21 protein-coding genes are annotated in these 26,316 nt (G+C 68.1%); 13 read left to right on the forward strand and 8 right to left on the reverse strand.

Annotation, left to right across the window (positions count from 1 at the left end):
* Positions 1–73: 73 nt before the first annotated feature.
* A complete protein-coding gene (locus EA796_RS15955; protein ID WP_122109311.1) occupies positions 74–3,829 on the forward strand; it encodes an EAL domain-containing protein in 3,756 nt (1,251 codons plus the stop codon).
* Positions 3,830–3,897: 68 nt separating this feature from the next.
* Here the strand turns inward: EA796_RS15955 and rimK are convergent, their stop codons facing one another.
* Positions 3,898–4,803 carry a 30S ribosomal protein S6--L-glutamate ligase gene (gene rimK, locus EA796_RS15960; RefSeq protein ID WP_021443741.1) on the reverse strand — a complete coding sequence of 302 codons (906 nt, stop codon included), beginning with the start codon at positions 4,801–4,803 and terminating at the stop codon, positions 3,898–3,900.
* Positions 4,800–5,270, reverse strand: coding sequence for an ATP-dependent zinc protease (locus tag EA796_RS15965; protein WP_021443740.1), 471 nt, complete (start codon positions 5,268–5,270; stop codon positions 4,800–4,802). Before EA796_RS15965 ends, rimK begins: the two co-directional genes overlap by 4 nt.
* A 258-nt stretch (positions 5,271–5,528) precedes the next feature.
* Here EA796_RS15965 and EA796_RS15970 point away from each other — a divergent pair, with 258 nt between their 5' ends.
* The 4 genes from EA796_RS15970 to EA796_RS15985 all read left to right on the forward strand — a co-directional run bounded on the left by EA796_RS15970 (position 5,529) and on the right by EA796_RS15985 (position 10,849).
* Positions 5,529–5,957 (forward strand): RNA-binding S4 domain-containing protein, encoded by a 429-nt coding sequence (locus EA796_RS15970; RefSeq protein ID WP_122109312.1) that lies wholly within the window; start codon positions 5,529–5,531, stop codon positions 5,955–5,957.
* 216 nt (positions 5,958–6,173) lie between these two features.
* Complete coding sequence (gene hslO, locus EA796_RS15975) at positions 6,174–7,061, forward strand: Hsp33 family molecular chaperone HslO (RefSeq protein WP_122109313.1); 888 nt, start codon at positions 6,174–6,176, stop codon at positions 7,059–7,061.
* A gap of 158 nt (positions 7,062–7,219) precedes the next feature.
* A complete protein-coding gene (locus EA796_RS15980; protein ID WP_021443470.1) occupies positions 7,220–8,761 on the forward strand; it encodes a phosphoenolpyruvate carboxykinase in 1,542 nt (513 codons plus the stop codon).
* Between the two features lie 162 nt (positions 8,762–8,923).
* Positions 8,924–10,849 carry an ATP-dependent DNA helicase RecQ gene (locus tag EA796_RS15985; RefSeq protein WP_122109314.1) on the forward strand — a complete coding sequence of 642 codons (1,926 nt, stop codon included), beginning with the start codon at positions 8,924–8,926 and terminating at the stop codon, positions 10,847–10,849.
* Positions 10,850–10,922: 73 nt separating this feature from the next.
* Here EA796_RS15985 and EA796_RS15990 read toward each other — a convergent pair whose 3' ends face one another.
* From EA796_RS15990 to EA796_RS16005, 4 genes are read right to left on the reverse strand one after another with little or no spacing between them, the layout of a single operon-like run.
* Positions 10,923–11,519 (reverse strand): ABC-type transport auxiliary lipoprotein family protein, encoded by a 597-nt coding sequence (locus tag EA796_RS15990; RefSeq protein ID WP_122109315.1) that lies wholly within the window; start codon positions 11,517–11,519, stop codon positions 10,923–10,925.
* The gene (locus EA796_RS15995) at positions 11,516–12,433 is read right to left on the reverse strand and encodes an MlaD family protein (protein WP_122109316.1); all 918 of its coding nucleotides are present in this window, start codon (positions 12,431–12,433) and stop codon (positions 11,516–11,518) included. The genes EA796_RS15990 and EA796_RS15995 overlap by 4 nt, the downstream gene beginning before the upstream one ends.
* Complete coding sequence (locus EA796_RS16000) at positions 12,434–13,219, reverse strand: ABC transporter ATP-binding protein (RefSeq protein WP_122109317.1); 786 nt, start codon at positions 13,217–13,219, stop codon at positions 12,434–12,436.
* Positions 13,216–14,355, reverse strand: a complete 1,140-nt coding sequence (locus EA796_RS16005; RefSeq protein ID WP_122109318.1) for an ABC transporter permease — start codon at positions 14,353–14,355, stop codon at positions 13,216–13,218. The genes EA796_RS16000 and EA796_RS16005 overlap by 4 nt, the downstream gene beginning before the upstream one ends.
* Positions 14,356–14,504: 149 nt before the next feature.
* On the opposite strand from EA796_RS16005, the gene EA796_RS16010 reads away from it, so the two are divergent.
* Positions 14,505–14,846: a cupin domain-containing protein gene (locus EA796_RS16010; protein ID WP_122109319.1), complete on the forward strand. Its 342-nt coding sequence runs from the start codon at positions 14,505–14,507 to the stop codon at positions 14,844–14,846.
* 186 nt (positions 14,847–15,032) lie between these two features.
* Positions 15,033–15,458, forward strand: a complete 426-nt coding sequence (locus EA796_RS16015) for an HPF/RaiA family ribosome-associated protein (RefSeq protein WP_122109320.1) — start codon at positions 15,033–15,035, stop codon at positions 15,456–15,458.
* Between the two features lie 712 nt (positions 15,459–16,170).
* Here EA796_RS16015 and EA796_RS16020 read toward each other — a convergent pair.
* A complete protein-coding gene (locus EA796_RS16020) occupies positions 16,171–16,752 on the reverse strand; it encodes a hypothetical protein (protein ID WP_218567638.1) in 582 nt (193 codons plus the stop codon).
* A gap of 321 nt (positions 16,753–17,073) precedes the next feature.
* Here EA796_RS16020 and EA796_RS16025 point away from each other — a divergent pair, with 321 nt between their 5' ends.
* From EA796_RS16025 to EA796_RS16035, 4 genes are all read left to right on the forward strand, one after another.
* A complete protein-coding gene (locus EA796_RS16025) occupies positions 17,074–19,140 on the forward strand; it encodes a multicopper oxidase family protein (RefSeq protein WP_122109321.1) in 2,067 nt (688 codons plus the stop codon).
* Between the two features lie 363 nt (positions 19,141–19,503).
* Positions 19,504–19,671: a hypothetical protein gene (locus tag EA796_RS23305; protein ID WP_178082569.1), complete on the forward strand. Its 168-nt coding sequence runs from the start codon at positions 19,504–19,506 to the stop codon at positions 19,669–19,671.
* Positions 19,672–19,916: 245 nt separating this feature from the next.
* Positions 19,917–20,837: an aldo/keto reductase gene (locus tag EA796_RS16030; RefSeq protein WP_122109322.1), complete on the forward strand. Its 921-nt coding sequence runs from the start codon at positions 19,917–19,919 to the stop codon at positions 20,835–20,837.
* A 1-nt stretch (position 20,838) separates the two neighbouring features.
* Positions 20,839–22,140 (forward strand): NTP/NDP exchange transporter, encoded by a 1,302-nt coding sequence (locus EA796_RS16035; protein WP_122109323.1) that lies wholly within the window; start codon positions 20,839–20,841, stop codon positions 22,138–22,140.
* Positions 22,141–22,185: 45 nt separating this feature from the next.
* On the opposite strand, the gene EA796_RS16040 is transcribed toward EA796_RS16035, so the two are convergent.
* Positions 22,186–23,085, reverse strand: a complete 900-nt coding sequence (locus EA796_RS16040; protein ID WP_122109324.1) for a LysR family transcriptional regulator — start codon at positions 23,083–23,085, stop codon at positions 22,186–22,188.
* A 98-nt stretch (positions 23,086–23,183) separates the two neighbouring features.
* Here EA796_RS16040 and EA796_RS16045 point away from each other — a divergent pair, with 98 nt between their 5' ends.
* Both EA796_RS16045 and EA796_RS16050 read left to right on the forward strand, forming a co-directional pair.
* On the forward strand, positions 23,184–24,425 hold the full coding sequence (locus EA796_RS16045) for a 3-hydroxyacyl-CoA dehydrogenase (RefSeq protein WP_122109325.1): 1,242 nt from the start codon (positions 23,184–23,186) through the stop codon (positions 24,423–24,425).
* Positions 24,422–26,212 (forward strand): acyl-CoA dehydrogenase C-terminal domain-containing protein, encoded by a 1,791-nt coding sequence (locus EA796_RS16050; protein WP_122109326.1) that lies wholly within the window; start codon positions 24,422–24,424, stop codon positions 26,210–26,212. Before EA796_RS16045 ends, EA796_RS16050 begins: the two co-directional genes overlap by 4 nt.
* Positions 26,213–26,316 lie beyond the last annotated feature (104 nt).

The raw sequence follows: 26,316 nt of genomic DNA on the forward strand, positions 1-26,316 counted from the left end.
GCATGCTGGCAATCTGCGGTCAGAGGCTCTGGCGCTGGGCTATGCTGTGCCAGCGTACCCACTCGAGGCCCGCATGCCCGCCGCCTTATCCGACCGCCTGCCCAAATGGACTTGGTGGCTGCCGCTGCCGCTTTTCCACCTGGGAACCTGGTTATCCCTGACCACCCGCCTGGATGACGGGGTAGCGCTGTGCTACCTGCCGCTGCTGCTCGGCCTGGTGCTGTGCCTGTGGTGGGGGCCGCGGGTGCTGCCGGCGCTGTACCTCAACGCCCTGCTCAGCACGCCGTTGTGGGGCCTGCCCTGGCAGTGGGCGCCGCTCTATGCCTTGCCGGAAACCGCCGCGGTGGCGCTGGGCTGGTGGCTGTTGCGGCGCCAGCCGTTCGACCCCGCGCTCGGCCGCCTGGCCGATCTGCTGCGCTTTCTCGCCTTCGGCGTGCTGCTGCCGACCACCCTGGTGGCCTTCGGTCTGCAGGGCAACCTGTGGCTCACCGGCCTGCAGGGCGGCGAGCAGTGGGCGCTGGCCGTGCTGGGGGTGTGGCTGAGCGACGGCATCGGCCTGCTGGCGCTGGCGCCGCTGCTGCTGGCCTACGCCAGCCCGCTGCTGCGCGTGCGTGGCTGGTTGCATAAGGACGTGACGGACGCCGCGCCGGCGCTGAGCCTCAGCCGCTCGCCGCTGGGCTGGTTGTTCGCCGGCGGCGCCCTGCTGCTCTTGGCGGCGCTGCTCGGCAGCCTGCCGACGCTGCTCGGCCTGCCACTGCTGGGCATCTGCATGCTGGTGCTGGCCCTGCGGCACGCCTTCGCCGGGGCGTTGTACGGCGTGGTCCTGGCCTTCGCCGCGACCCTGCTGCTGCCGCTGCTGCGCGATGGCCTCGGCCTCGGTGCTCCGGATCTGCAACGCAGCCAGCTGCAACTCACCGTGCTGTTGCTGATGAGCGCCGCGCTGCTGGTCGGCCGCGCCCTCGGCGACCTGCGCCAGGCACTGGCGCGTAGCGCGCAGATGCAGCAGCAACTGGCGCGCGCCAACCTGGCCATGGAGGCCAGCCCGTTGGGGGTGACCATCGCCGACGCGCGCCAGCCCGACCTGCCGCTGATCTACTGCAACCCGGCGTTCAGCCGCATCACCGGCTACACCGTCGAGGAGGTGCTGGGGCGCAACTGCCGCTTCCTCGCCGGCGACGACCGCAACCAGCGCGACCTGAAACAGCTGCGCGCGGCGCTGCGCGAGGGGCGCAGCGGCCATGCGGTGCTGCGCAACTACCGCAAGGACGGCAGCCCGTTCTGGAACGAGGTGGTGCTGGCGCCGATGCGCGACGAGCAGGGCATCAGCCACTTCGTCGGCCTGCAGCACGACGTCACCGAGCGCGAGGAGCTGGCCGCCAAGGTCGAGCAGCAGCGCCTGGCCATGCTGCGCCAGAGCCACCTGTTCAGCCAGACCGAGAGCATCGCCGACATCGGCGGCTGGGTGCTGGAGCTGACCGACCTGAGCATGTTCTGGAGCGAGGGCTGCTACCGCATCGTCGGCCGCGACCTGGCGCTCGGCGCACCGCTGCTGGAGCAGGCGCTGGACTACTACGACGGCGCCAGCCAGGCGCTGATCCGCGCCAACCTGGCCGAGGCGCTGGCCGGGCGCAACCACTTCGACCTGGAGGCGCGCCTGGCGGCGCGCAACGGCTGGGTGCGCCTGCGCGGGGTGGCCGAGCGCGACGGCACGACGCTGGTGCGGGTCTACGGCGCGATCCAGGACATCAGCGAGCGCAAGCGCGCCGAGCAGCAGCTGCGCGAGCGCGACGAACGCCTGCGCCTGTTCTTCGAGGCGCCGCTGATCGGCATGGCCCTGACCACGCCGACCTTCGGCTGGGAGGAGGTCAACCACAAGCTGTGCGCCATCCTCGGCCGCTCGCGCGAGGAGCTGCTGCGCTGCACCTGGGACGAGCTGTCGCATCCGGACGACCTGGCCGCCGAGCAGCAGCAACTGGATGCGGTGCTGGGCGGCAGCAGCGACGGCTTCGAGCTGGACAAGCGCTTCCTGCGCGCCGACGGCCAGCAGGTGCATACCCGCCTCAGCCTGCGCGCGGTGCGCAACGGCCAGGGCCGCCCGGGCATGTTCCTGCTGCTGGTGGAGGACGTCAGCGCCCGTCGCGAGGCCGAGGCGCGCTATCGCACCCTGGTCGAGCACGCGCCCGAGGCGATCATGCTGTTCACCCCCAAGGGCGGCATGGTCGATTTCAACGAGAACGCCCTGCGCCTGTTCCGCTACCGCCGCGAGGAACTGCTGGGCAAGACGGTGCTGGAGATCAGCCCGCTGCGCCAGGCCGACGGCCAGCTCTCGGCGGAGATCGGCAAGGTGCATCTCAAGCGCGCCATCGCCGGCGAGGCGCCGGTGTTCGAATGGTTGCACCGCGACAGCGCCGGCCGCCAGCTGCCCTGCGAGGTGCGCCTGGTGCGCATGCCCGGCGAGCAGCTGCTGATCCGCGGCAGCGTCACCGATATCTCCGAGCGCCAGCGCTACCAGCGCGAGATCGAGCGCCTGGCCTACAGCGACGAACTGACCGGGCTGCCCAATCGCCGCCTGCTGCTCGACCGCCTGCAGCACGCCATGGACCGCGAGGCGCGCGAGGGCCGCCTGGGTGCGCTGCTGTTCATCGACCTGGATCACTTCAAGACGGTCAACGACAGCCTTGGCCACCTGATCGGCGATGGCCTGCTGCGCGAGGTGACCAGCCGCCTGGCGCGCGAGCTGCGCGCCGAGGACACCCTGGCGCGGCTCGGCGGCGACGAGTTCGTGGTGCTGCTGGAGGCGCTCGGCGACGACCCGCGGGTGGTCGCCGAACACGCCGCGGCGGTGGGCGACAAGCTGCTGCGCGGCCTGCTCGGCAGCTGCACCATCGACGGCCACGAGCTGTCGATCAGCGCCAGCATCGGCATCGCCCTGCACCCGCTGGAGCGGCAGAACGCCGCCGACGTGCTCAAGCAGGCCGACACCGCGATGTACCGGGCCAAGCACGCCGGGCGCAACGCCCTGCACTTCTTCGCCCCGGAAATGCAGGCGGCCATCGACCAGCGCCTGCAGCTGCAGAGCGAGCTGCGCCAGGCCATCGCCCGCGAGCAACTGCACCTGGTGTTCCAGCCGCAGCTGGCGCTGGCCACCGGCAAGGTGGCCGGCGCCGAGGTGCTGCTGCGCTGGCGTCACCCGGAGCGCGGCGAGATCGCCCCGGATCAGTTCATCCCCCTGGCCGAGGAAACCGGGCTGATCCAGGACGTCGGCCACTGGGTGCTGGAGCAGGCCTGCGCGGCGCTGACGCGCTGGCATCGGCAGTGGCCGCAGCTGGTGCTGGCGGTCAACCTCAGCCCGCGCGAGCTGCGCCAGGCCGATTGCGTGGCGCGTATCCAGGCCTGCCTGCAGCGCCATGGCGTGGCGCCGGCCTCGCTGGAGCTGGAGATCACCGAAGGGGTGCTGCTGGAGGACGTCGACCAGTGCATCGCCACCATGCAGCGGCTCAAGGCCCTCGGCGTGCGCTTCGCCATCGACGATTTCGGCACCGGCTACTCGTCGCTGACCTACCTCAAGCGCCTGCCGTTGGACCGATTGAAGATCGACCGCAGCTTCGTCGCCGACCTCGACGGCGAGGAGAGCGGCCGCCTGCTGGTGCAGACCATCCTGGTGATCGCCCGCAACCTCGACCTGGAGTGCGTGGCCGAAGGCATCGAACGCGCCGCCCAGCTGGAGCTGCTGCGCGAGCACGGCTGCTCGCTGGGCCAGGGCTACCTGCTCAGCCGGCCGCTGGCGGAAGCGGAGTTTCTCGCCTGGCTGGAGGCGCACCACCGCTAGAGTGGCGCGGTACCGCCCAGGCCGTGTGGGGATAAGGGGCGTTTGCGACCGACCCGGCGTAGCGCGGCTCAGCCACGCCCCTTGGTGCGGGTCTGCCCGGGTTCGGCGTACTTTTCCAGGTGTTCGACGATGATCCCGGCGACGTCCTTGCCGGTGGTGGTCTCGATGCCTTCCAGGCCCGGCGAGGAGTTCACCTCCATCACCAGCGGGCCGTGATTGGAGCGCAGGATGTCCACCCCGGCGACGTTCAGCCCCATCACCCGGGCGGCGCGCACCGCGGTCATGCGCTCCTCGGGGGTGATCTTGATCAGGCTGGCGGTGCCGCCGCGGTGCAGGTTGGAGCGGAACTCGCCGGCCTTGGCCTGGCGCTTCATCGAGGCGATCACCTTGTCGCCGACCACGAAGCAGCGGATATCGGCGCCGCCGGCCTCCTGGATGTACTCCTGGACCATGATGTCCTGCTTGAGGCCGAAGAAGGCTTCGAGCACCGACTCGGCCGCCTTGTGCGTCTCGGCCAGCACCACGCCCTTGCCCTGGGTGCCTTCCAGCACCTTGATCACCAGCGGCGCGCCGCCGACCATCTGGATCAGGTCGGGGATGTCGTCGGGGGAGTGGGCGAAGCCGGTCACCGGCAGGCCGATGCCCTTGCGCGACAGCAGCTGCAGGGCGCGCAGCTTGTCGCGCGAGCGGCTGATGGCGACCGATTCGTTGAGCGGGTAGACGCCCATCATCTCGAACTGGCGCAGCACCGCGCAGCCATAGAAGGTCACCGAGGCGCCGATGCGCGGGATCACCGCGTCGAAGCCTTCCAGCGCCTGGCCGCGGTAGTGGATCTGCGGCTTGTGGCTGGCGATGTTCATATAGGCGCGCAGGGTGTCGATCACCTGCATCTCGTGGCCGCGCTGTTGCCCGGCCTCCACCAGACGGCGGGTGGAATACAGACGCGGGTTGCGCGACAGCACGGCGATCTTCATTGGGCACCTGGAACGGAGGAGGGCAGGGTGGGTTTGTCTTGCACGTAGCTGAGCGCCGGGTTGACCACCAGTTGCCCGGCGATCAGCGCCTTGGAACCGAGCAGCACGCGGTAGCGCATGGTCTTGCGGCAGGCCAGGGTGAACTCCACCGGCCACAGGCGATCGCCCAGGGCCAGGTGGGTGCGGATCACGTAGCGGCTCTGCGCCAGGCCGTTGGAACTCTTGATGCGTTTGACCGAGACCATCTGCGCCTCGCAGCGGTGGCGGCGCTGCACCTGGGTGCCAAGGTAGGCGGTGAAGCGCACCCAGTCCTCGCCATCGCGCTGGAACGGCTGGATATCGCTGGCGTGCAGGCTCGAGGTGCTGGCGCCGGTGTCGATCTTGGCGCGCAGGCCGATGATGCCGAGCTCGGGCAGGTTGATCCACTCGCGCAGGCCGATCACGCTGAGCTGGTCGAAGGTCTTCAAGGTGGTGGTATTCCCCAGCGGCCGACAAGGCCTATCAGGCAGTTGAAAAACTACCTGCGTTGCCATTGCTGCGTTAAAAACAGGCTCGGACTGCTCATTTACAGCCCGTAAACTCCGCGTCCTCGCCTGTTTTTGCCTTGCACTGGCTGCCTCGCCTACGTTTTTCAACGGACTGATATGATTTCGCGCATTCTAGTAGCGCCGTGTGACAACTGCATCAGGCAGTTTCTGCCGGCTGGCAAACCCAGCAGAGGTGAGATGAGCGACAAAGACGACGACAAGGTGCGCCTGGACAAATGGCTGTGGGCGGCACGCTTCTACAAGACCCGCGCGCTGGCCAAGGCGGCCATCGAGGGCGGCAAGGTGCACCACCGCGGCGAGCGCTGCAAGCCGGGCAAGGAGCCCAGGGTGGGCGACGAATACGTGCTGCGCACCGGCTTCGACGAACGCACCGTGGTGGTGCTGGCGCTGTCGGCGGTGCGCCGCGGCGCGCCGGAGGCGCAGCTGCTGTATCGCGAGACCGAGGCGAGCATCGCCCGCCGCGAGCAGGCCGCGGCGCTGCGCAAGGCCGGCGCCCTCGGCGTGCAGACCGACGGTCGGCCGAGCAAGAAACAGCGCCGGCAGATCCAGCACTTCAACGAACAGCAGGGCGGCGGCCTGCGCCATCCATGGGCGGACGAGGAGTAGGGGCGTAGGGTCGATATGGCGCAGCCTTGTCCTCCGCCCGGTCAGGCGGCGCGATGGCGGACAAGCCTGCGGCATGTCCGCCCCACGGTAGATGTGGGCGCCCGTCGCTGTTGCTCGGCCCTTATCGCCCTTGCGCGACACCCGGGCCTTGGTTGTCCGGGCATTTGTGCATAAAATCGCCAGCCTTTTTTGCAGACCCAGGCAGGCCAGCCCGCTATGACCGATTTCAGCCAACGCTTTCTCTTCGACGACACCGACGTGCGCGGCGAGATGGTTGCCCTGCGCGAGAGCTACGCCCATGTGCTGGCCAAGCACGCCTACCCGCAGCCGGTGGCGCAACTGCTCGGCGAACTGATGGCCGCCGCCGCCCTGCTGGTCGGCACCCTCAAGTTCGACGGCCTGCTGGTGCTGCAGGCGCGCTCCGAGGGGCCCGTGTCGCTGCTGATGGTGGAATGCTCAAGCGCCCGCGAACTGCGCGGCATCGCCCGTTACGACGGCGAGCGGGTCACGGCCGACGCCGACCTGCACGACCTGATGCCCGACGGCGTGCTGGCGATCACCATCGACCCGGCCAAGGGCCAGCGCTACCAGGGCATCGTCGCCCTCGACGGCGTCGACCTGGCCGAGTGCCTGTCCAACTACTTCGCCAGTTCCGAGCAGCTGCCCACCCGCTTCTGGCTCAAGGCCGACGGCCAGCGCGCTCGTGGCCTGCTGCTGCAGCAGCTGCCGCCGCATCAGCAGACCGAGCCGGAGGCGCGTCAGGAAAGCTGGAACCACCTGCTGACCCTGGCCGACACCCTGTCCGCCGAGGAGCTGCTCGGCCTGGACAACCCGACCCTGCTGCACCGTCTCTACCACCAGGAGACCGTGCGTCTGTTCGACGAGCAGGCGCTGCAGTTCCGCTGCAGCTGCTCGCGCGAGCGCTCGGCCAGCGCCCTGGTCAGCCTCGGTCAGAGCGATGCCGAGCTGCTGCTCGGCGAGCAGGGCGGCAAGGTGGTGATCGACTGCCAGTTCTGCAACGAGCGTTACGCCTTCGACGCCGCCGACATCGCCCAGCTGTTCGCCGGTGGCGGCAGCGAGGCGCCGTCGCAGACCCGTCATTGATGAACTTTTCTGGGCGATAGCCGCTCTCTATCGGATCGGAGGCTGCCAAGCAGTTCGCTTTTCTGGCATACTCCCGCGACTTTTTTACCGCTGTAGTGCAGTTGCCCCTGTACTACACAACGTTCGGAAGACTCGGCCAGCGGCCGACGGGGACCCTCATGACGCAAGCCAACACCGCCGTGTACACCGACATCAGCGCCGCGCAACTGGTCGAAGAAGCCATCCGCCGTGGCGAAGGCGAACTGGCCGCCAACGGCTCGCTGGTGGTCCGCACCGGCCACCGTACCGGTCGCTCGCCGGCTGACCGTTTCATCGTTCAGGAGCCGAGCAGCGAGGCGCAGATCGCCTGGGGCGCGATCAACCGTCCGTTCCCGGCCGACAAGTTCGATGCCCTGTGGGACCGCGTCGAGGCGTTCAACAACGCCCAGGATCATTTCGTTTCCCACGTGCACGTCGGCTCCGCCGAAGCGCACTACCTGGCGGTCAAGATGACCACCGCCACCGCCTGGCAGAACCTGTTCGGCCGCTGCCTGTTCATCGAGCCGGAAACCTACAACCCGGCGGGCAAGACCGAGTGGCAGATCCTCAACGTCGCCAACTTCGAGTGCGTGCCTGAGCGTGACGGCACCAACTCCGACGGCTGCGTGATCATCAACTTCGCCGCCAAGAAGGTACTGATCGCCGGCATGCGCTACGCCGGCGAGATGAAGAAGGCCATGTTCAGCGTGCAGAACTTCCTGCTGCCGGAAGCCGACGTGCTGCCGATGCACTGCGCCGCCAACATCGGCGAGGAAGGCGACGTCACCCTGTTCTTCGGCCTGTCCGGCACCGGCAAGACCACCCTGTCGGCCGACGAGTCGCGCTACCTGATCGGCGACGACGAGCACGGCTGGGGCGAGGGCGTGGTGTTCAACATCGAGGGTGGCTGCTACGCCAAGTGCATCGACCTGTCGGAGAAGAACGAGCCGGTGATCTGGAAGGCCATCCAGTTCGGCGCCGTGCTGGAAAACGTGGTGCTCGACGAGAACCGTATCCCGGATTACGCCGACGACAGCCTGACCCAGAACAGCCGCGCGGCCTACCCGCTGACCCACGTCGAGAAGCGCAGCGAGCGGAACCTCGGCGGCGAGCCGAACGCGGTGATCTTCCTCACCTGCGACCTGACCGGCGTACTGCCGCCGGTGTCGATCCTCAACGAGGAACAGGCCGCCTACCACTTCCTCTCCGGCTACACCGCGCTGGTCGGTTCCACCGAAATGGGTTCGGGCGCCGGCATCAAGTCGACCTTCTCCACCTGCTTTGGCGCACCGTTCTTCCCGCGCCCGGCCGGCGTCTACGCCGAGCTGCTGATCAAGCGGATCAAGGCCTTCGGCTCCAAGGTCTACCTGGTCAACACCGGCTGGACCGGCGGCGGCTACGGCGTCGGCAAGCGTTTCAGCATCCCCACCACCCGTGGTGTGATCGCCGCGATCCAGAGCGGTGCGCTGATCGGCACCGAGACCGAGCAACTGCCGATCATCAACCTCAACGTGCCGAAGTCGGTACCGGGCGTCGAGACCAACCTGCTCAACCCGCGCAACACCTGGGCAGACCAGAACGCCTACGACGAAGCCGCCAAGGCCCTGGCCAAGCTGTTCATCGACAACTTCCAGAAGTTCGACGTCAGCGACGCCATCAAGAACGCCGGCCCGCAGCTCTAAGCTCGCGCCGCGCGCTACGACAAGGCCGCCTTCGGGCGGCTTTGTCATTTCCGGGTAGGGTGCGCCGCGCGTTCTCCACGGGACTCTGCCGGTGCGCATGGCGCACCCTACCGAACCGCGTTATGGTCATGGGCCATTCGGCGGTCAATGGAGTGACGGCTTATGTCCACCCTCAAACGCGTCTTCGGTTTCGATCAGCTGCGCCCCGGCCAGGAGCAGGTGGTCAGCGCCGTGCTCGCCGGTCGCTCGGCGGCGGCGATCTTTCCCACCGGCTCGGGCAAGTCGCTGTGCTACCAGCTGCCGGCATTGCACCTGCCCCATCTCACCCTGGTGATCTCGCCGCTGCTGGCGCTGATGCAGGATCAGCTGGCCTTCCTCCACGCCCGCGGCATCGCGGCGGCCAGCATCGATTCGGCGCAAAGCCGCGAACAGGCCAGTGCGGTCATGGCCAGGGCCAAGGCTGGCGAGCTGAAGATTCTGATGATCTCGGTGGAGCGCCTGAAGAACGAGCGCTTCCGCCATTTCATCGCCCAGGTGCCGATCTCCCTGCTGGTGGTCGACGAGGCCCACTGCATCTCCGAATGGGGCCACAACTTTCGCCCCGACTACCTCAAGCTGCCCGACTACCAGCGCCAGTTCGGCATCGCCCAGGTGCTGCTGCTCACCGCCACGGCGACGCCCAAGGTGATCGCCGACATGCGCGAGAAATTCGCCATCGCCGAAGCGGACGTGGTCACCACCGGCTTCTACCGGCCCAACCTCAACCTGCTGGTCGAGCCGGTGGCAGGCAGCGCCAAGCTGCGCCGTCTGCAGGACTGGCTGACGCCGCGGCGCGAGCAGGCCAGCATCGTCTACGTCACCCAGCAGAAGACCGCCGAGCAGGTCGCCGAGCGCCTGGCGCGCGACGGTCTGGCGGTCAGCGCCTACCACGCCGGCATGGCGCACGAGGTACGCGAGTCGATCCAGCGCCGCTTCATGGCCGGCGAACTGCAGTGCATCGTCGCCACCATCGCCTTCGGCATGGGCATCGACAAGCGCGATATCCGCAACGTGGTGCATTTCGACCTGCCGAAATCCATCGAGAACTACAGCCAGGAGATCGGCCGCGCCGGCCGCGACGGCCAGGCCTCGGATTGCCTGGTGCTGGCCAACCGCGACAGCCTCAGCGTGCTGGAGAACTTCGTCTATGGCGACACACCGGAGCTCAGCGGCATTCGCGCCGTGCTCGACGAGCTGCACGCGGTCGGCGTGGGCGGGCAGTGGGAGCTGATGCTGGGCCAGCTGGCCGAACAGAGCAATATCCGCGCGCTGCCGCTCAAGACCCTGCTGGTGCAGCTGGAGCTGCGCGGCATCATCGCGCCGCGCTACGCCTACTTCGCCGAATACCGCTTCAAGCTGCTGCTGGACGAAGCGGCGCTGCTGGCGCAGTTCGAGGGCGAACGACGCCGGTTCGTCGAGGCGATTCTCTCCAGCTCGCGCCGGGCGCGCACCTGGAGCACCCTGGATTTCGATGCGCTGAATCGCGACCACGACGCCGAGCGTGCGCGGGTGATCAAGGCGCTGGACTACTTCCAGGAGAAGGGCTGGGTCGAGCTGGAAAGCAAGCAGATGACCGAGGTCTATGCCCTGCTGGACGCCGAATTCGACCCCGTCGTCCTGGCCGAGCAGCTGCACGGCCATTTCCGCGCCCACGAGGCCAGCGAGATCGCCCGTATCCAGGCCATGCTCGCCCTGTTCGAGAGCCGCGATTGTCTAAGCCGGCGCCTGGCGCTGTACTTCGGCGATACCCAGGCGCCCGAGCGCTGCGGGCATTGTTCGGTGTGCCTGGGGCGTGTCGCCACCTTGCCGGCGCCGCCAGACCGGCCGCCGCTAAGCGGGCGCGATGCGCAGGCGCTGTGTGCGGCCTTTAGCGAAACGCACCTGCAGCACGCTGGACAGATGCCGAGCCGCGAATGCCTGACGCGCTTTCTCTGCGGCGTGACCACGCCGCTGTTCACCAAGCTCAAGGCGCGCCAGCTGGCCGGCTTCGCCGCGCTGGAGGACTACCCCTACGGCGAAGTGCGCGATTGGCTGGCGGCCCGTTCGTAGGGTGCGCCGCGCGCAGCGATACCGGCTGCTGCGTACGACCTGAGCGGTCCTGCACCACCCCATGGGATCGCGCTTAGCGGCGGCGTTGCCCTTCGGCCACCGTCCAGTCCACCAGCTCCTGGGCCAGGCGATCGCCGGCCTGGCCGAAGGCGGCGACCACCGCCGGTACCGAGCTATCGCTGGCCGGCTGGGTCGCGCTGAAGCGGCGGCTGGCGAGGATGCGCTGGTCGCGCGCATCGACCAGGCGCACGTCGAGCTGGATCAGCGCCTCGGGCCGCTCGCCCTGGTACTGGCTGTGGAAGGCGCGCAGCTCGCTGACCAGTTCCAAGTCGGCCTGCAGGCGCTGCGCGTCGCTGCTCAGCGCGCGGATGCGGCCGTCGTCGTGGAAGGCGTCGAGCAGGCGCGCCTGCAGCAGCTGTGGGGTGCGTTCGCTCCAGCGCACGCCCTGGTAGGTGTTGACCCGCTCCGGCTCGGGCAGCACGACGATGCGCGTGCCGTCGAGCAGCTGATTGCTGCTGGGACTATTGATCCGCAGCGCCCAGTCGACCCGTTGAGTCTGGGCCGGCAGTTGCGCCGCCGGCAGCAGGTAGACGTCCAGCGGCTCACTCTGCGGCAGGATCGAGCAGGCGCCGAGCAGGCCGGCGGCCAGCAGCAGGGGCAGAGGCTTCATGGTTGGAACTCCTTGATGCTGTCGTTGCGCAGCAGGTAGCCGGTGGGGTCCCGTTCCAGGCGCTGGGAGAAGCTGCGCAGGGCGCCGAGGGTGTCGCGCAGCTCGCCGATCGCCGGGCCCAGTTCGCCGAGGCCCTGCAGGCCGCTGTCCAGCGCGCTGCGGTTGCTTTCCAGCAACTGCTCGATGCTGCGGCTGCTGCGCTCCAGCGAGGCCATCAGGCGCTCGGCGTTGTCCAGGGCCTGGCTGCCCTGGCCGTCGAGCAGGCGGTTGGCGGTGCGCATCAGTTCGGCCGCCTCGCGGGTGGCGGCGCCAGCCTGCTGCAGGGCGGCGCTGAGTTCGTCGCGCTGGCCGGCGAGGCCGGCGCTGGCCCGTTCCAGGTTGTCCAGGGTGCGTGCCACGCGCTCGGCGTTCTCGCGCGAGAGCATGCGGTTGGCGCGGTTGAGCAGGCGGGTGATGTTGACCACCAGGTCCTCGCCGTTGGCCATCAGCCGGGACAGCGGCGAGCGGTCGGCGATGATGATGCCCGGTTGGCCGTCCTCGCCTCGCAGCGGCGGGCTCTCCGGGCTGCCGCCGTGCAGCTGGATCACCGCCAGGCCGGTGATGCCGGTGATCGACAGGCGCGCGCGGGTGTCCTGCTTGATCGGCGTGTGGCCGACGATGCGGATGCGTGCGCGCACGGTGCGCGGGTCGTCCGGGTCGAGGCCGAGGCTGATCACGTCGCCGACCTTGATCCCGCTGTACTGCACCGCGCTGCCCTGCGACAGGCCGCTGACCGCCTCGTTGAAGATAACCTCGTAATCGGTGAAGGCGCGCTCGGCGCCGGCCTTGTTCAGCCACAGGGCGAACAGCAGCGCGGCGCCCAGCGTGAGCACGGTGAACAGGCCGATCAGTACGTGATGGGCTCTGGGTTCCATTTATCCACTCCCTGCCGCGGTGGCGGCCTGTGCGGCCGCGCGTCCACGCGGGCCGTGAAAATATTGCTGAATCCAGGCGTCGTCGGTGGCGGCCACCACCTCCAGGCGGTCGGCCACCAGCACCTTCTTCTGCGCCAGCACGGCGACCCGATCGCAGATGCTGTACAGCGTATCCAGATCATGGGTGACCAGAAACACGCTCAGGCCCAGGCTGTCGCAGAGGGTGCGGATCAGCTGGTCGAAGGCCGCCGCGCCGATGGGATCGAGGCCGGCGGTGGGCTCGTCGAGAAACAGGATGTCCGGGTCCAGCGCCAGGGCGCGGGCCAGGGCGGCGCGCTTGACCATGCCGCCGGACAGCGAACTGGGGTATTTGTCGGCGGCGTCCTGCGGCAGGCCGGCGAGGGCGATCTTGACCCGCGCCAGGCGCTCGGCGGCGGCGCGCGACAGGCCGGCGTGCTCGATCAGCGGCAGGGCGATGTTCTCGCCGACGGTCAACGAGGAGAACAGCGCGCCGCGCTGGTAGAGCACGCCGAAGCGCCGTTCCAGCTGCGAGCGGCGCTCGGCCGGCAGGCTCAGCAGCTCTTCGCCGAACACCCGCACGGTGCCGGCATCGGGCTGGCGCAGGCCGACGATGCTGCGCAGCAGCACCGACTTGCCGGTGCCCGAGCCGCCGACCACGCCGAGGATCTCGCCGCGATAGAGGTCGAAATCCAGGTGCTGGTGCACCACCTGGCTGCCGAACCTGTTGCACAGCTCGCGCACCTCGATGACGGTCTCGCGGCTCACCAGCCCATCTCCATCAGAAACAGCGCGGCGAGGGCGTCGAGCAGGATCACCACGAAGATCGACTGAACCACCGCCGAGGTGGTGTGCTCGCCCACCGACTGCGCGCTGCCGCTGACCTTGAAGCCTTCCAGGCAACCGATCAGGGCGATCAGAAAGGCGAAGATCGGCGCCTTCAGCAGGCCGACCAGAAAGTGCCGCAGCAGGTCGCTGTCGTGCAGGATCGACAGGTACATGGTCGGCGAGATGTCCAGGCTCAGGGCGCAGACCAGGGCGCCGCCGAACATGCCGCTGAGCATGGCGATAAAGGTCAGAATCGGCAGGGCGATGAGCATGGCGAACACCCGTGGCAGCACCAGCAGCTCCACCGGGCTCAGGCCCAGGGTGCGGATGGCGTCGATCTCCTCGTTGGCCTTCATCGAGCCGATCTGCGCGGTGAAGGCGCTGGCGGTGCGCCCGGCCATGAGGATGGCGGTAAGCAGCACGCCGAACTCGCGGAGGAAGGAGTAGGCCACCAGGTTGACCGTGTAGATGCTGGCGCCGAACTCGGCGAGGATGGTGGCGCCGAGAAAGGCCACCACGGCGCCGACCAGGAAGGTCAGCAGGGCGACTATGGGCACCGCGTTGAGGCCGCACTGCTCCAGGTTCGCGGCCAGCGAGGTCAGGCGCCAGCGCGTCGGGCGCAGGGCGATGGCGAGCATGCTGGCCAGGGTCAGGCCCATAAAGCCGAGCAGCGCCCGGCCCTGGTGCCACAGGCCCTCGACCACCTCGCCGATATGCCCGAGCACCTCGCGCAGCACCGAGGGCGCCGGCGGCGGTTGCGTCTGGCGGCTGCCGGCCATGGCATCGGCCACCGCCAGCAGCAGGGCGCGGCGCTGCGCGCTGAGTTCGGCCTGCTGCGCCAGCTGGCGCAGACGCGCGCTGCCGAGCAGCTCCAGCAGCAGCGCGGCGCCGGCGGTGTCCAGCGCCGCCAGCTCGCCCAGGTCAACGGGCGTCTCGGCCGCCAGGCGCTCGCGCAGCGCCAGCACCTGGGGTTCGAGGTGGCTGTAGTGGGCCAGCGTCCAGTCGCCGCCGATGCGCAGACCGGTGGCGGCATCCGTGGGGCTGCTCTGGGACGGGGTTAGGTAGGGCCGGGTCATGGCCCACAGCTTAGCCTTGCCCGGGCTCGCCCGGCCAGTGGCGCGCGGCGAGCGCGCTTACAGGCAGTTGCAGGTCGAGTTCAGACAATCGCGCTGCGGGTTGCGGCCCTAGGCTGGGCGGGCTTTGTCATCCGTCTCAAGGAGCTCCTATGCAACCTATCACCGTATTGCGCAACACCCAGCCCGTTCCCGTGCTCGACGCCTGCAAGTGGCAGCGTCTGGACGGCGAGCCGCACACCGTCAACCTCAACGCCTACACCTCGGAAGACGGCAAGAAGATCATGGGCACCTGGATCTGCACCCCGGGCAAGTGGCGGGTGGCCTACGACAAGTGGGAGTACTGCCACTTCCAGGAGGGCTACTGCATCATCACCCCGGACGGTCAGGAGCCGATCCACCTGCGCGCCGGCGACATCTTCATCGTCGAGCCGGGCATGTGCGGCACCTGGGAGGTGGTGGAGACGGTGCGCAAATACTTCGTGTTTGCCTGAGCACTGCGCCCGGCGGGCTCTTCGCGTGCGCGCGTCCTGGCGCGCCGGCGTCGATGCAGACCCGCAGCGCGGCGTCGGCGAGCTGCACGAGGAGCCGATTGTTTCTCGTCCAGGCATCGACAAATCGCCCCGTCTCTGCGATCTATGCCCTCAGGAAGTTCTAGACCGGAAGAAGTGAGGCACCTTATGCAGGTTCAAGTGAACAGCAACCATATCGAAGGAAGTGCCCGGCTGCAGGATTGGGTCAGTGCGACCTTGACGGAGCGCCTGGAGCGCTTCGACGAGTTCCTCACCCGCATCGAGGTTCACCTCACCGACGAGAACGGCAGCAAGGCCGGTGTCGACGACAAGCGTTGCCACATCGAGGCGCGCCCCAAGGGCCATCAAGCCATCTCGGTCACCCACAGGGCGGCATCGCTGGACCTCGCCGTGGACGGCGCCGCCGAGAAGATGCGGCACGCCCTCGAGCACCTGGTCGGCCGACTCGAGGTCAAGGCCGTGTCGACCGGGCATCTCGACGATCCGCGTTTCAGCGAAGAGCCCGCCCATATCACCGAGGCCTTGCTCCAGGAAGAGTTCCTGGCCAGGCAGGAAGCCCGCGGCCGGGAGTGATGCCCAGGCGCCTGTCGGACTTGACCGTTCGTAGCGAGGGAAAGGCCGTGGTCCGACATTTCGGTTTGCGGGGGTGACCCCCCGTGCAGTTTTGTTGGTCTTTCGAGGCGGGGGCCACCCCGCGAATGGCTAGCTATTTAGCGTGAAAGTCGCCCAGCGACGCCCTCCTTTTCCTTCTCTCCCCGGGAGACCAATCGGCAGTATCGCCGATTGGCACGGCGCAAGCCGCCCGCAGGGTGAGGTACAGGGATGTGGCGAATGCGGGTGGCGCGCAGCGCCGGATGAGGGAGGCGGGAATGCCGCGAAGGCTTTGATCATTCGGGGGGCCTCTCGCGGCATGCCCATTAACGAGAAAGAGCAGCAAAAATGGCCCATCTACCCATGAAGAAGGGCTTTTTCGCAGTAGAACAGCGTTAAGTCCGACAGGCTCCTCGCGTCGGCCTGGCGCCCGCGGACATGGGAACCCGCACAGCGCGGCCTCCGGTCGCAGGGAAAAGCCTGCGACCCGGCTGACGTGCTGGCAGATAGCCTGTTATGCGTCTGCGACGCACAGCACGGATGGGACCTGACAGCCCCATCGCATGGGTGCTGCCACCGGACGAAAGGACTCGACCATGAATAGCCAGAAAGGAACAGCGAAAACTCCCCGCGCTGCGGGCGCACATCGACCAGATGCTCCGCGAGGGCTGGGAGATCATCGATCGCAACCCTCTCAAGTTGCGCAGCGGCCGCACACCTGCCTGGTCATGCACGGCATGCTGATCGGTGAAGGCTCGCACTGCCAGTCGTCAGTTCTGCCCGGGCTAATGCCCGGCGTCGGCCTCCTGCACCGGAGGTAGGCGGCAAAGTCCGGATCCTCGCCGCGCAGCAGTTCCGGCAGGCGTGCGCGGAAGTCCTCCCGCTGACTCCACTCGCGCATGTAGTCGTCCCAGGAATGCCAGCGCCGGCGCCTCTTCGCGTCCATGCGCTGGTCGTACACCAGCAGGTAGGCGCGCTCGAACAGCGGGATGAGCATGTCGAAGATCAGCAGCATGCGCTCGCGTTGCTCGTCGCTCAGGTCGGGGGTGGCCGGTTGGCTGCGCAGCTTCAGATCCGGGTTGGCCAGCACCACCTCGAGAAAGTCGAGGTAGGCGTCGGAGATCTGCTGCCAGGTGTCTTCGCTCCTTGCGCTGCTCGAAGAAGAAACACCGCGATCGTGAACGGCAGGGCCACCACGGTGACGATGTAGGACAGCAGTTCCCAGGTTTCCAGCAGCATATCGACACCCTTGCGCCACGGTTGGCAGAGCAGGCAAGGATCATTCTGGCGCAAATCGGCCTGGGGCTTTGCCTGGCGGTTGCAGGCGACCAGCGGAACGCCGCTGTGTAACGGCGTAGCTAAGCTTCATTTGCTGGCGAAGTGATTTCAGCCAGCCGATTTGTCGTCCATGTCGCAGTACTTCTCGAACAGCATCGCGTTCATGCGGGTGGTCTTCAGGTAAGGCGGTGGCTCAAGTGGGACAAGGGACGTCGTGCAGCAGTGTGTCGTGTGCAACCTGATCGGGTGGATGCCTTCGACGAATTGATGGACGGCCCAAGCGGCAGTTCAGGCAATTTGACGGGTAGAGGTTCGCATCATGTTCACACGACGTACGTTCCTGAAATACACCGGCGGTACCGTCCTCACCCTGTTCGCGGTCAACCGCTTCGGCGTGCCGGTGGCGATCGCGCAGATTCCCGGCGGCTCGCTGGATCCGGCCCTGGTCGCCAAGTTCCAGACGCCGCTGCTGATTCCGCCGGTGATGCCCAAGGCGGCGCGATTCATCCAGATGGGCGGCAAGCGGGTCGACTACTACGAGGTCGCGCTGAGGCAGTTCAGCCAGCAGATACTCCCCGCGGGCCTGCCCGCCACCAAGGTCTGGGGCTATGGCGCGGTCGCGGCCGCCGGCAGAAGAGGCTTGCTGCTGCACAACGCCCCCTCGCTGACCATCGAAGCCAGCTGGAACACCCCGGTGCGGGTCAAGTGGATCAATGACCTCAAGGATGACGCTGGCAACTTCCTCCCGCACCTGCTGCCGGTCGACCCGACCCTGCACTGGGCCAACCCGCCCGGAGGCAGCGCCGGCCGCGACACGCGCCCGAGTTTCGGCAGCACGCCCGCGCCCTACACCGGGCCGGTGCCCATGGTCACCCACGTGCACGGCGCGGTCGGCGTCGGCGACGAGAGCGACGGTTATGCCGAGGCCTGGTACCTGCCCGATGCCAGCGACATCCCCGCCGATTACGCCCGCGAAGGCCGTTGGTACCAGTTCTTCGCCGGCAAGGCGCAGCAGAAATTTGGCGCGACCTGGGGGCCGGGCTTCGCCACCTGCCAGTACCCCAACCTCAACCGCGCCTCGACCCTCTGGTACCACGACCACAGCCTGGGCATGACCCGGCTGAACGTCTATGCCGGGCCGGCCGGGTTTTACATCATCCGTGGCGGCCCTGCCGGCGACGCCGCGCTGCTCGACACGCGCTTCGGCACGCCGGCGCTGCTGCCGGGGCCGGCCCCCAGGGAGAACGACAAGTTTCCGCCGAACAAGACCTACTACGAGATCCCCCTGGCGATCCAGGACCGTTCCTTCAACGCCGACGGCTCGCTGTTCTACCCGGATTCCCGCGCCTTCTTCGACGAGATCGCCGGCCCCTTCATTCCCGACAGCGACATCGCGCCGCTGTGGAACCCCGAGTTCTTTGGCAACATGCTGATGGTCAACGGCAGTACCTGGCCCTTCCACACCGTCGAACAGGTGCGCTACCGCCTGCGCCTGCTCAACGGCTGCCAGTCGCGCTTCCTGATCCTCGACTTCAACGCCATCCCCGGGGTGGAGGTCTGGCAGATAGGCAACGAGGGCGGCTTCCTCGCCGCGCCGGTCAATCTCACGGCCGACCACGGCAATCGCCTGCTGATGGGCCTGGCCGAGCGGGTCGACCTGATTGTCGATTTCAGCCAGGTGCCGCCGGGCAACTATGTGCTGGCCAATGTCGGTCCGGACGAGCCCTTCGGCGGCGGCGAGCCGGATGTCGACTTCGATATCGCCGACCCGGACAGCACCGGCCAGATCATGCAGTTGCGCGTGGTGCCGGCGCTGGCGGTCGATCCGAGCACGCCACCGCAGTTCCTGCAGTTGCCGGCGATCATGCCGCTGCCAGAGGCAAGCGTCACCCGCCCACTGGTGCTGCTCGAGGAGATGTCGGCGTTCTTCGCCGACGCGCCGGCCGAAGCGTTGCTCGGCACCCTGGCGGGCGATCCGGGCGAGGCCCCGGCCGCCTGGAACAAGCGCCTGTGGATGGAGCCGGTCAGCGAGAACCCGGCCCTGGGCGCGACCGAGGTCTGGGAGCTGTACAACGCCACCGGCGACGCCCACCCGATGCATATCCACGAGGTCGCGTTCGAAGTCATCGATCGGCAGGATATCTTCGTCGACGAGCAGGCCGAGACGATCCAGCTCGCCCCCGGCTCGCTGCCGACCCCGGCCGAGCCCTGGGAGACCGGTTTCAAGGACACCGTGATTGCCTATCCCGGCCAGGTCACCCGCCTGCGGGCGCAGTTCAACACGCCGGGCCAGTTCGTCTGGCACTGCCACATCGTCGAACACGAGGACAACGAGATGATGCGCCCCTACCGCATCGGCCCGCTGCAGCCGGGACAGCCGGATTAGGCAGGCGCGGGCGGGTCGATGCGCTGGGGACGCCGGCCCGGGCCTCGCCCGCGCTGGCCGACCAGGTTCAGGCGCGCTTGCGCGCTTCCCCGGCGATGGCTTCGCGAGCCAGGCGCTGCTGCGCTACGGCAAGCTGGAGGACGGCTACCTGCAGTTTTCCCAGCCGAGCGCCGCGCAGGACGAGGCGCTGGCGACCTCCTGAACGGCGCCGTCCATGGCGATTTTCCTACAGCGATTGACGCCGTTTCGCGGCTTAACGGCCTGGCACTGCGCCACTACACTTTTGCCGACTGTGTCACGGATGAATCCCTTGGCGTCATGGCACTTTGCCTTGCGCCAAACCCGCCTGAGAAGGACTCGGCCATGAAGGAACAGCGTCACCTGCCCGCCCTGCGGGCCCATATCGAGCAACTGCTGAACAAGGGCTGGGTCATTGCCAGCCGCAGCCCGCTGACCCTGCAGAACGGTCACCGCTGCTACCCGGTATCCCACGGCATGCTGATCAGCGAGTCCACCAGCCGGGCCGCCTGAGCCGTCCCGCGCATTTTTCCCAACCGCTGCGCCGCCTTTCCCCCCTTGGCGCGGCGGGGCTTTTGGTTACCGGATATTGCATCCGCTGCCCGCCCGTTCGCCTCTGCGCCTCCCTGAACAGGGGCCTGTAGCCCTTTTGCGTTTCCCTGCACCTGCCCTCCCGCGCCCGGCAACGCCTTGGTCTGCGCGGCGTCTGTGCCTATAACGAACGGACTGCGTTCGTCCCGTCACAGAGGAGCCACGCCATGCCCAGTCGCCGCCGCTTTCTCCAGCACAGCGCCAGCCTCGCCGCGCTGACCGCGTTGACGCCCTGGCTGCCCGCCGGTGCATTCGCCGCCGGCAGCCTGTTGCAGCGCCAGATTCCCAGCAGCGGCGAGCTGCTGCCGGTGATCGGCCTGGGCACTTCGCGCACCCACGACGTGGCCCTGAACGAGGCGGCGCTGGCGCCGCTGCGCGAGGTGCTACGAACCCTGGTCAACGGCGGCGCCAGCCTGATCGACACCGCGCCCAGCTACGGCCGCGCCGAGGCGGTGTGCGGCGCGCTGGCGGCCGAGGACGAGCTGCGCAGCAAGCTGTTTCTCGCCACCAAGGTATCGTCGAGCGGTCGCGCGGCCGGCGAGCGCCAGCTGGCGGAGAGCTTTGCCGCGCTCAAGACCGACATCCTCGACCTGGTGCAGGTGCACAACCTGCAGGACACCGCCACCCAGCTCGGCCTGCTGCGCGAGCTGAAGCAACAGGGGCGGGTGCGCTATATCGGCATCACCCACTATCTCGACTCGGCCCACGAGCGCCTGCTCGAGGTGCTGCGCCGCGAACCGGTGGATTTCGTTCAGTTCAACTACTCCATCGGCGAGCGCAACGCCGAGCGCGAGCTGCTGCCCTACTGCGCCGACAAGGGCATCGCCACCCTGATCAACCGGCCGTTCCAGCGCGCCGCCCTGTTCGACCGGGTGCGCGGCCAGGCGCTGCCGGACTGGGCCGCGGTGGAGCTGGACGCCAGCTCCTGGGCGCAGCTGATGCTCAAGTACATCCTCGCCCACCCGGCGGTGACCGCGGTGATTCCGGCCACCTCCAACCCGCGCTACATGGCCGACAACCTGCTGGCCGGCCAGGGCCGCCTGCCCGACGCGGCGCAGCGTAAGCGCATCGCCGAGCTGTTCGCCTGAGATGACGGCGCTCGAGCGGCGCCTGGCGCGGGCGATCAATGCCGAGGCGCAGGAGCTGGTCGCGGTGCTGGCCGGCTTCGCCTTGTTCTTCTGCCTGTTCGCCGGCTACTTCATGTTGCGGCCGATTCGCGAGGCCATGGGCATCGCCGGCGGGGTAGAGAACCTGCAGTGGCTGTTCAGCGCCACCTTCGTCGCCATGCTGCTGGCGGTGCCGCTGCTGGCCTGGCTCAACTCCAGGGTGCCGCGCATCCATTTCATCGACTGGGTGTACGGCTTCTTCGGCCTCAACCTGCTGGTTTTCGTCCTGCTGTTTCGCCTCGATCACGGCAGCGTCTGGCTGGCGCGGGTGTTCTATGTGTGGATCTCGGTCTACAACCTGTTCGTCATCTCGGTGGCCTGGAGCCTGATGGCCGACGTGTTCGACGGCGCCCAGGCGCGCCGGCTGTTCGCCTTTATCGCCGCCGGGGCCAGCGTCGGCGGGCTGTGCGGCCCTTTGCTGAGCGCGCTGCTGATCGGCGCGCTGGGTGAGGCCGGGCTGATGCTGCTGGCCGCGCTGCTGCTCGGCGCGGCCATGGCGCTCAAGCGCTACCTGATGGCCTGGCGCGCACGCGCCGGCGCCGGCCGCCCCGGCGCGACGCCCAGCGAAAGCCCGCGGCGGCCGGTGCCGGGCAATCCCTTCAGCGGTCTGACCCGGGTGCTGGGCTCGCGCTATCTGCTGGGCATCGCCGCCTTCGTCCTGCTGCTGACCTCGGTCAGCACCTTCCTCTACTTCGAGCAGGCGCGTCTGGTGGCCGAATTGTTCCCGGATCGCGCCGCGCAGGTGCGGGTATTCGGCGTGATCGATTTCCTCGTGCAGGCCGGCGCGCTGACCGCGCAGCTGTTCGTCACCGGGCGGGTGGCGCAGCGGCTCGGCGTGCGCGTGCTGCTGTCCGCCGTGCCGGCGCTGGTCTGCCTGGGTTTTCTCGGCCTGGCGCTGGTGCCGACCTTCGCCGTGCTGGCGGCGCTGATGATAGTGCGGCGCATCGGCGAATACGCCTTCGTCCGGCCGGGGCGCGAGATGCTCTTCGCCCCGCTGGACGCCGAGAGCAAGTACAAGGCGAAGAACTTTATCGACACAGTGGTCTATCGCGGCGGCGATGCGCTGAGCGGCTGGGCCAAGGCCGGGCTGGACCTGCTCGGCCACGGCGCCTGGCTGGTGGCGCTGGTCGGCGCACTCTGTGCGGCGCTATGGAGCGCGCTCGGCTGGTACCTGGGCAGCCGCGCGGATCGCCAGGTTGGTGCCGAGCACAGCGGGCGGTGGTGATGGCGCCGGCGCCGTTGGGCTTGGTCGCGGGTTCCTCAGCCCAACCTACTCGGCCACCGCGAGGATTTCCCCGATCAGCCACTGCAGCGCGGCGTCGCGCTGACGTTGCGCCAGGCTGACGATCTCCAGGTGGAAGGGGCCCAAGGCGAAGGGCAGGTCGAACAGCTCAAGCGGCAGCAGGGTGGCGAAATGCCGGGCCAGGGCGGTGGGCAGCACCGCCGCCAGCTCGCTGCCGGCAACTATGTGCGCCGCCTGCAGGTAGTTCGGCGTGGTGTAGAAGATCTGCCGCGACAGGCCCTGCTCGCCCAGCCACTGATCGACCATGCCGCGGGTCTGCCCGCCGTGCACCCAGAGGTGGCGCAGGCGCAGGAAGGTCTCCAGATCCAGGCTGCCCTGGCGCAGCCGCGGATGCTCGCGGCGCACCGCCAGCTTGAGCGTCTCGCTCATCCAGTGGCGACGGGCGAAACGCGCCGGCATCTCGTCGAAACGGCCCAGCACCAGGTCCAGCTCGCCCTTGTCCAACGCCTCCATCGGCAGGCTGGGGCTGAGGTGGCGGATGTCGATGCCGATGCCCGGCGCCTTCTGGCTGAGGCGGTCGAGCAGGCGCGGCATGCACACCAGCTCGACGTAATCGGTGACGGCAATGCGAAAGCGCTGGCGGCTCTCGCCTGGCTCGAAGGTCTCGCCGGCGCTCAGGCTCTGCTCCAGCTGACGCAGTGCGCTGCGGATCGGCGCCTCCAGCGCCAGCGCCCGCGGTGTGGGCTGCATGCGCCGGCCGACGCGCACCAGCAGCGGGTCGCCGAGCAGTTCGCGCAGACGCCCCAGGGCATTGCTCACCGCCGGCTGGCTCAGCGCCAGGCGTTCGGCGGCGCGCGAGACGTTCTGCTCGCGCAGCAGGGCGTCGAGCACGCGCAGCAGGTTGAGATCGAAGTTGGTGAAATTCATCTACTGAATACGTCGTATCACAAGACTAAATTTCAAAAATAGTAGCGGCTTGCTTATGGTGACCCAAGCTTTTTCCTGCGTACCCGAGAGGAACAACAATGACTCAAGTCGTCTCGCCGCTTCGCTGTGCCGCCGTGATCGGCGCCGGCACCATGGGCCGCGGCATCGTCATCAGCCTGGCCAATGCCGGCCTGCGTGTGCTGTGGCTGGACAACAACCCGCAGATGGTCGAGCAGGGCCTGGCGATGGCCGCGGACACCTGGGCGCACAACGTCGCCAAGGGCCGTATCGATGCGGCCGAGGCCGCAGCGCGGCGGGCGCGGGTCGAGGCGGTGGACGGCTACGCGGCGCTGGCCGACGCCGATCTGGTGATCGAGGCGGTGTACGAGAATCTCGAGCTCAAGCAACGCATTTTCCGCGAGCTGGACGCGGTGATGAAGCCCGGCGCCATCCTCGCCAGCAATACCTCGGCGCTGGATATCGATGCCATCGCCGCCGTCACCGCGCGGCCGGAAGCCGTGCTGGGCCTGCACTTCTTCAGCCCGGCGCACATCATGAAGCTGCTGGAGATCGTGCGTGGCGGCAAGACCGCGCCGGCCGTGCTGCAGGCCGCGCAGGAGCTGGGCGAGCGCATGGGCAAGGTGGCGGTGGTGGCCGGCAACTGCCACGGCTTTATCGGCAACCGCATGCTGCATACCTACGTGCGCGAGGCGCGCATGCTGCTGCTCGAGGGCGCCTGGCCGCAGCAGGTGGATGCGGCGCTGCAGGGCTTCGGCCTCGCCATGGGGCCGTTTCGCATGTACGACGTGGTCGGCATCGACCTGGAATGGCGCGCCCGCGAGCTGGCCGGCCAGGGCCAGGACGACCCGGCGGTGCAGGTGGACAACCGCCTGTGCGAGCTGGGTCGCTTCGGCCAGAAGAGCGGCCAGGGTTATTACCGCTATGCACCCGGCAGCCGCCAGGCCGAGCACGATCCCGAGGTGGACGCGCTGGTGCAGGCCGAGGCCGTACGCCTGGGCTTCACCCGCCGCGATATCGGCACCGAGGAAATTCTCGAGCGCTGCCTGCTGGCGCTGGTCAACGAGGGGGCGAAGATTCTCGAGGAGAACATCGCCGCCAACAGCCGCGACATCGATCTGGTGTACCTCAACGGCTACGGCTTTCCCGACGAGCGCGGCGGCCCCATGGCGTGGGCCGACGGCGAGGGTGTCGCGGCGATTCATCGGCGCCTGCTGCAACTGACCGAGCGTTTCGGCGCGCACTGGCAGCCGGCGGCGCTGATCGAGCGGCTGGTCAGTCAGAACAAGCGATTCTCCGACGTACAGGAGGGCCGGGTATGAGCTATCAGGCGCCATTGCGCGATATGCGCTTCGTGCTGCACGAACTGTTCGACGCCGCCGGCCACTGCGGGCGCCTGGGCAGCGGCCTGGATCGCGAGCTGATCGACGGCGTGCTGGAGGAAGCTGCGGCCTTCGCCGCAGGCGAGGTCGCGCCGCTCAATCGCAACAGCGATGAGGAGGGCTGCCACCTGGAGAATGGCCAGGTCAGCACGCCCAAGGGCTTTGCCGAGGCCTACCGGCAATACGTGGACAACGGCTGGGCGAGCATGACCGGGCCGGTGGAATATGGCGGCCAGGGCTTCCCGCAGCTGGTGGCCTTTGCCTTCCACGAAATGCTGATGGGCGCCTCGCTATCCTTCCGCGTCTACTCCGGGCTTACCGAGGGCGCCGTGCTGGCGCTGCACAAGCACGGCAGCGAAACGCTGAAGCAGCAGTACCTGGGCAAGCTGGTCAGTGGCCAGTGGACTGGCACCATGTGTCTGACCGAGCCGCAGGCCGGCACCGACCTGGCGCTGCTGCGCACCCGCGCCGAGCCGCAGGCCGACGGTAGCTACCGCGTCAGCGGCAGCAAGATCTTTATCAGCGGCGGCGAGCAGGACATCTCCGAAAACATCATCCATCTGGTGCTGGCGCGCCTGCCGGATGCGCCTGCTGGCGTGAAGGGCATTTCATTGCTGCTGGTGCCGAAATTTATCGCTGCCGCCGACGGCACACCGGGTGAACGCAACACGCTGTCGTGTGGCGCTATCGAGCACAAGATGGGCATCAGGGGTGCCTCCACCTGCGTGATGAACTTCGACGGCGCCACCGGCTGGTTGGTAGGCGAAGCCAACCAGGGCCTGGCCTGCATGTTCACCATGATGAACGACGCGCGCTTTCAGGTCGGCCTGCAGGGCTTGGGGATAGGCGAGGCAGCCTTCCAGGGTGCGCTGCGCTACGCCCGTGAACGCCTGCAGTCGCGTGGTCTGGCGGGCGCGCAGGCGCCGGACAAGGTGGCCGATCCGATCATCGTTCACCCCGATGTGCGGCGCATGCTGCTGACGCAGAAGACCCTGGTCGAGGGCAGCCGCATGCTCGCCGCCTACACCGCGCGCCAGCTCGACCTGGAGCATGGCGCCGAGTCGGCCGAGGCGCGCCAGGCGGCCGGCAAGCGCGCGGCGCTGCTGATCCCTATCGTCAAGGCGTTCTTCACCGACATGGGCCAGGAAGTGGCCAGCCATGGCGTACAGGTCTATGGCGGGCATGGCTTCATCCGCGAGTGGGGCATGGAGCAACTGATGCGCGACAGTCGCATCACCCAGCTCTATGAAGGCACCAACGGCATTCAGGCGCTGGACTATATCCGCCGTAAATTGCTCGGCGACGGTGGTGCGGAGTTGTCCGCACTGCAGGCCGAGTTCAGCCAGCTGTGCGATGCCGGGGCGGATCGACCGGCCCTGGCTCAGATGGCTAGCGTGGTGCAGGCCCGCCTGGGCGAATGGCGCGAGCTAAGCACAGAAGTGATTGCCGCCTGTCAGCGCGACCCGCAGGAGATCGGCGCCACTTCGGTGGATTTCCTCCAGTACTCGGCTTATGTGCTGCTCGCCGGTTTCTGGCTGCAAGCCGCGGCGCGGGCGCAGGATGCGCTGGAGGCGGGCAGCGGCGAGGCGGCGTTCTACCAGGCCAAGCTGCACAGCGCCGATTTCTATCTGCGCCGTGTGCTGCCGCGCGCCAGTGCGCATCGCGAGGCTTTGCTGGGCGGGGCGGATTGTTTGATGGCCATGGATGAAGGCAGTTTCGCCTTTTAGCGCAGACGTCCGTGGGAGCCGGCTTGCCGGCGATGCCGGTTGTGATCGCCGGCAAGCCGGCTCCTACGGGCGCAGCGGCGTAGCCCGGATGCAATCCGGGAAAT

Source organism: Pseudomonas sp. AOB-7 (genome assembly GCF_003696305.1).
In the GTDB taxonomy this organism is placed as follows: domain Bacteria; phylum Pseudomonadota; class Gammaproteobacteria; order Pseudomonadales; family Pseudomonadaceae; genus Aquipseudomonas.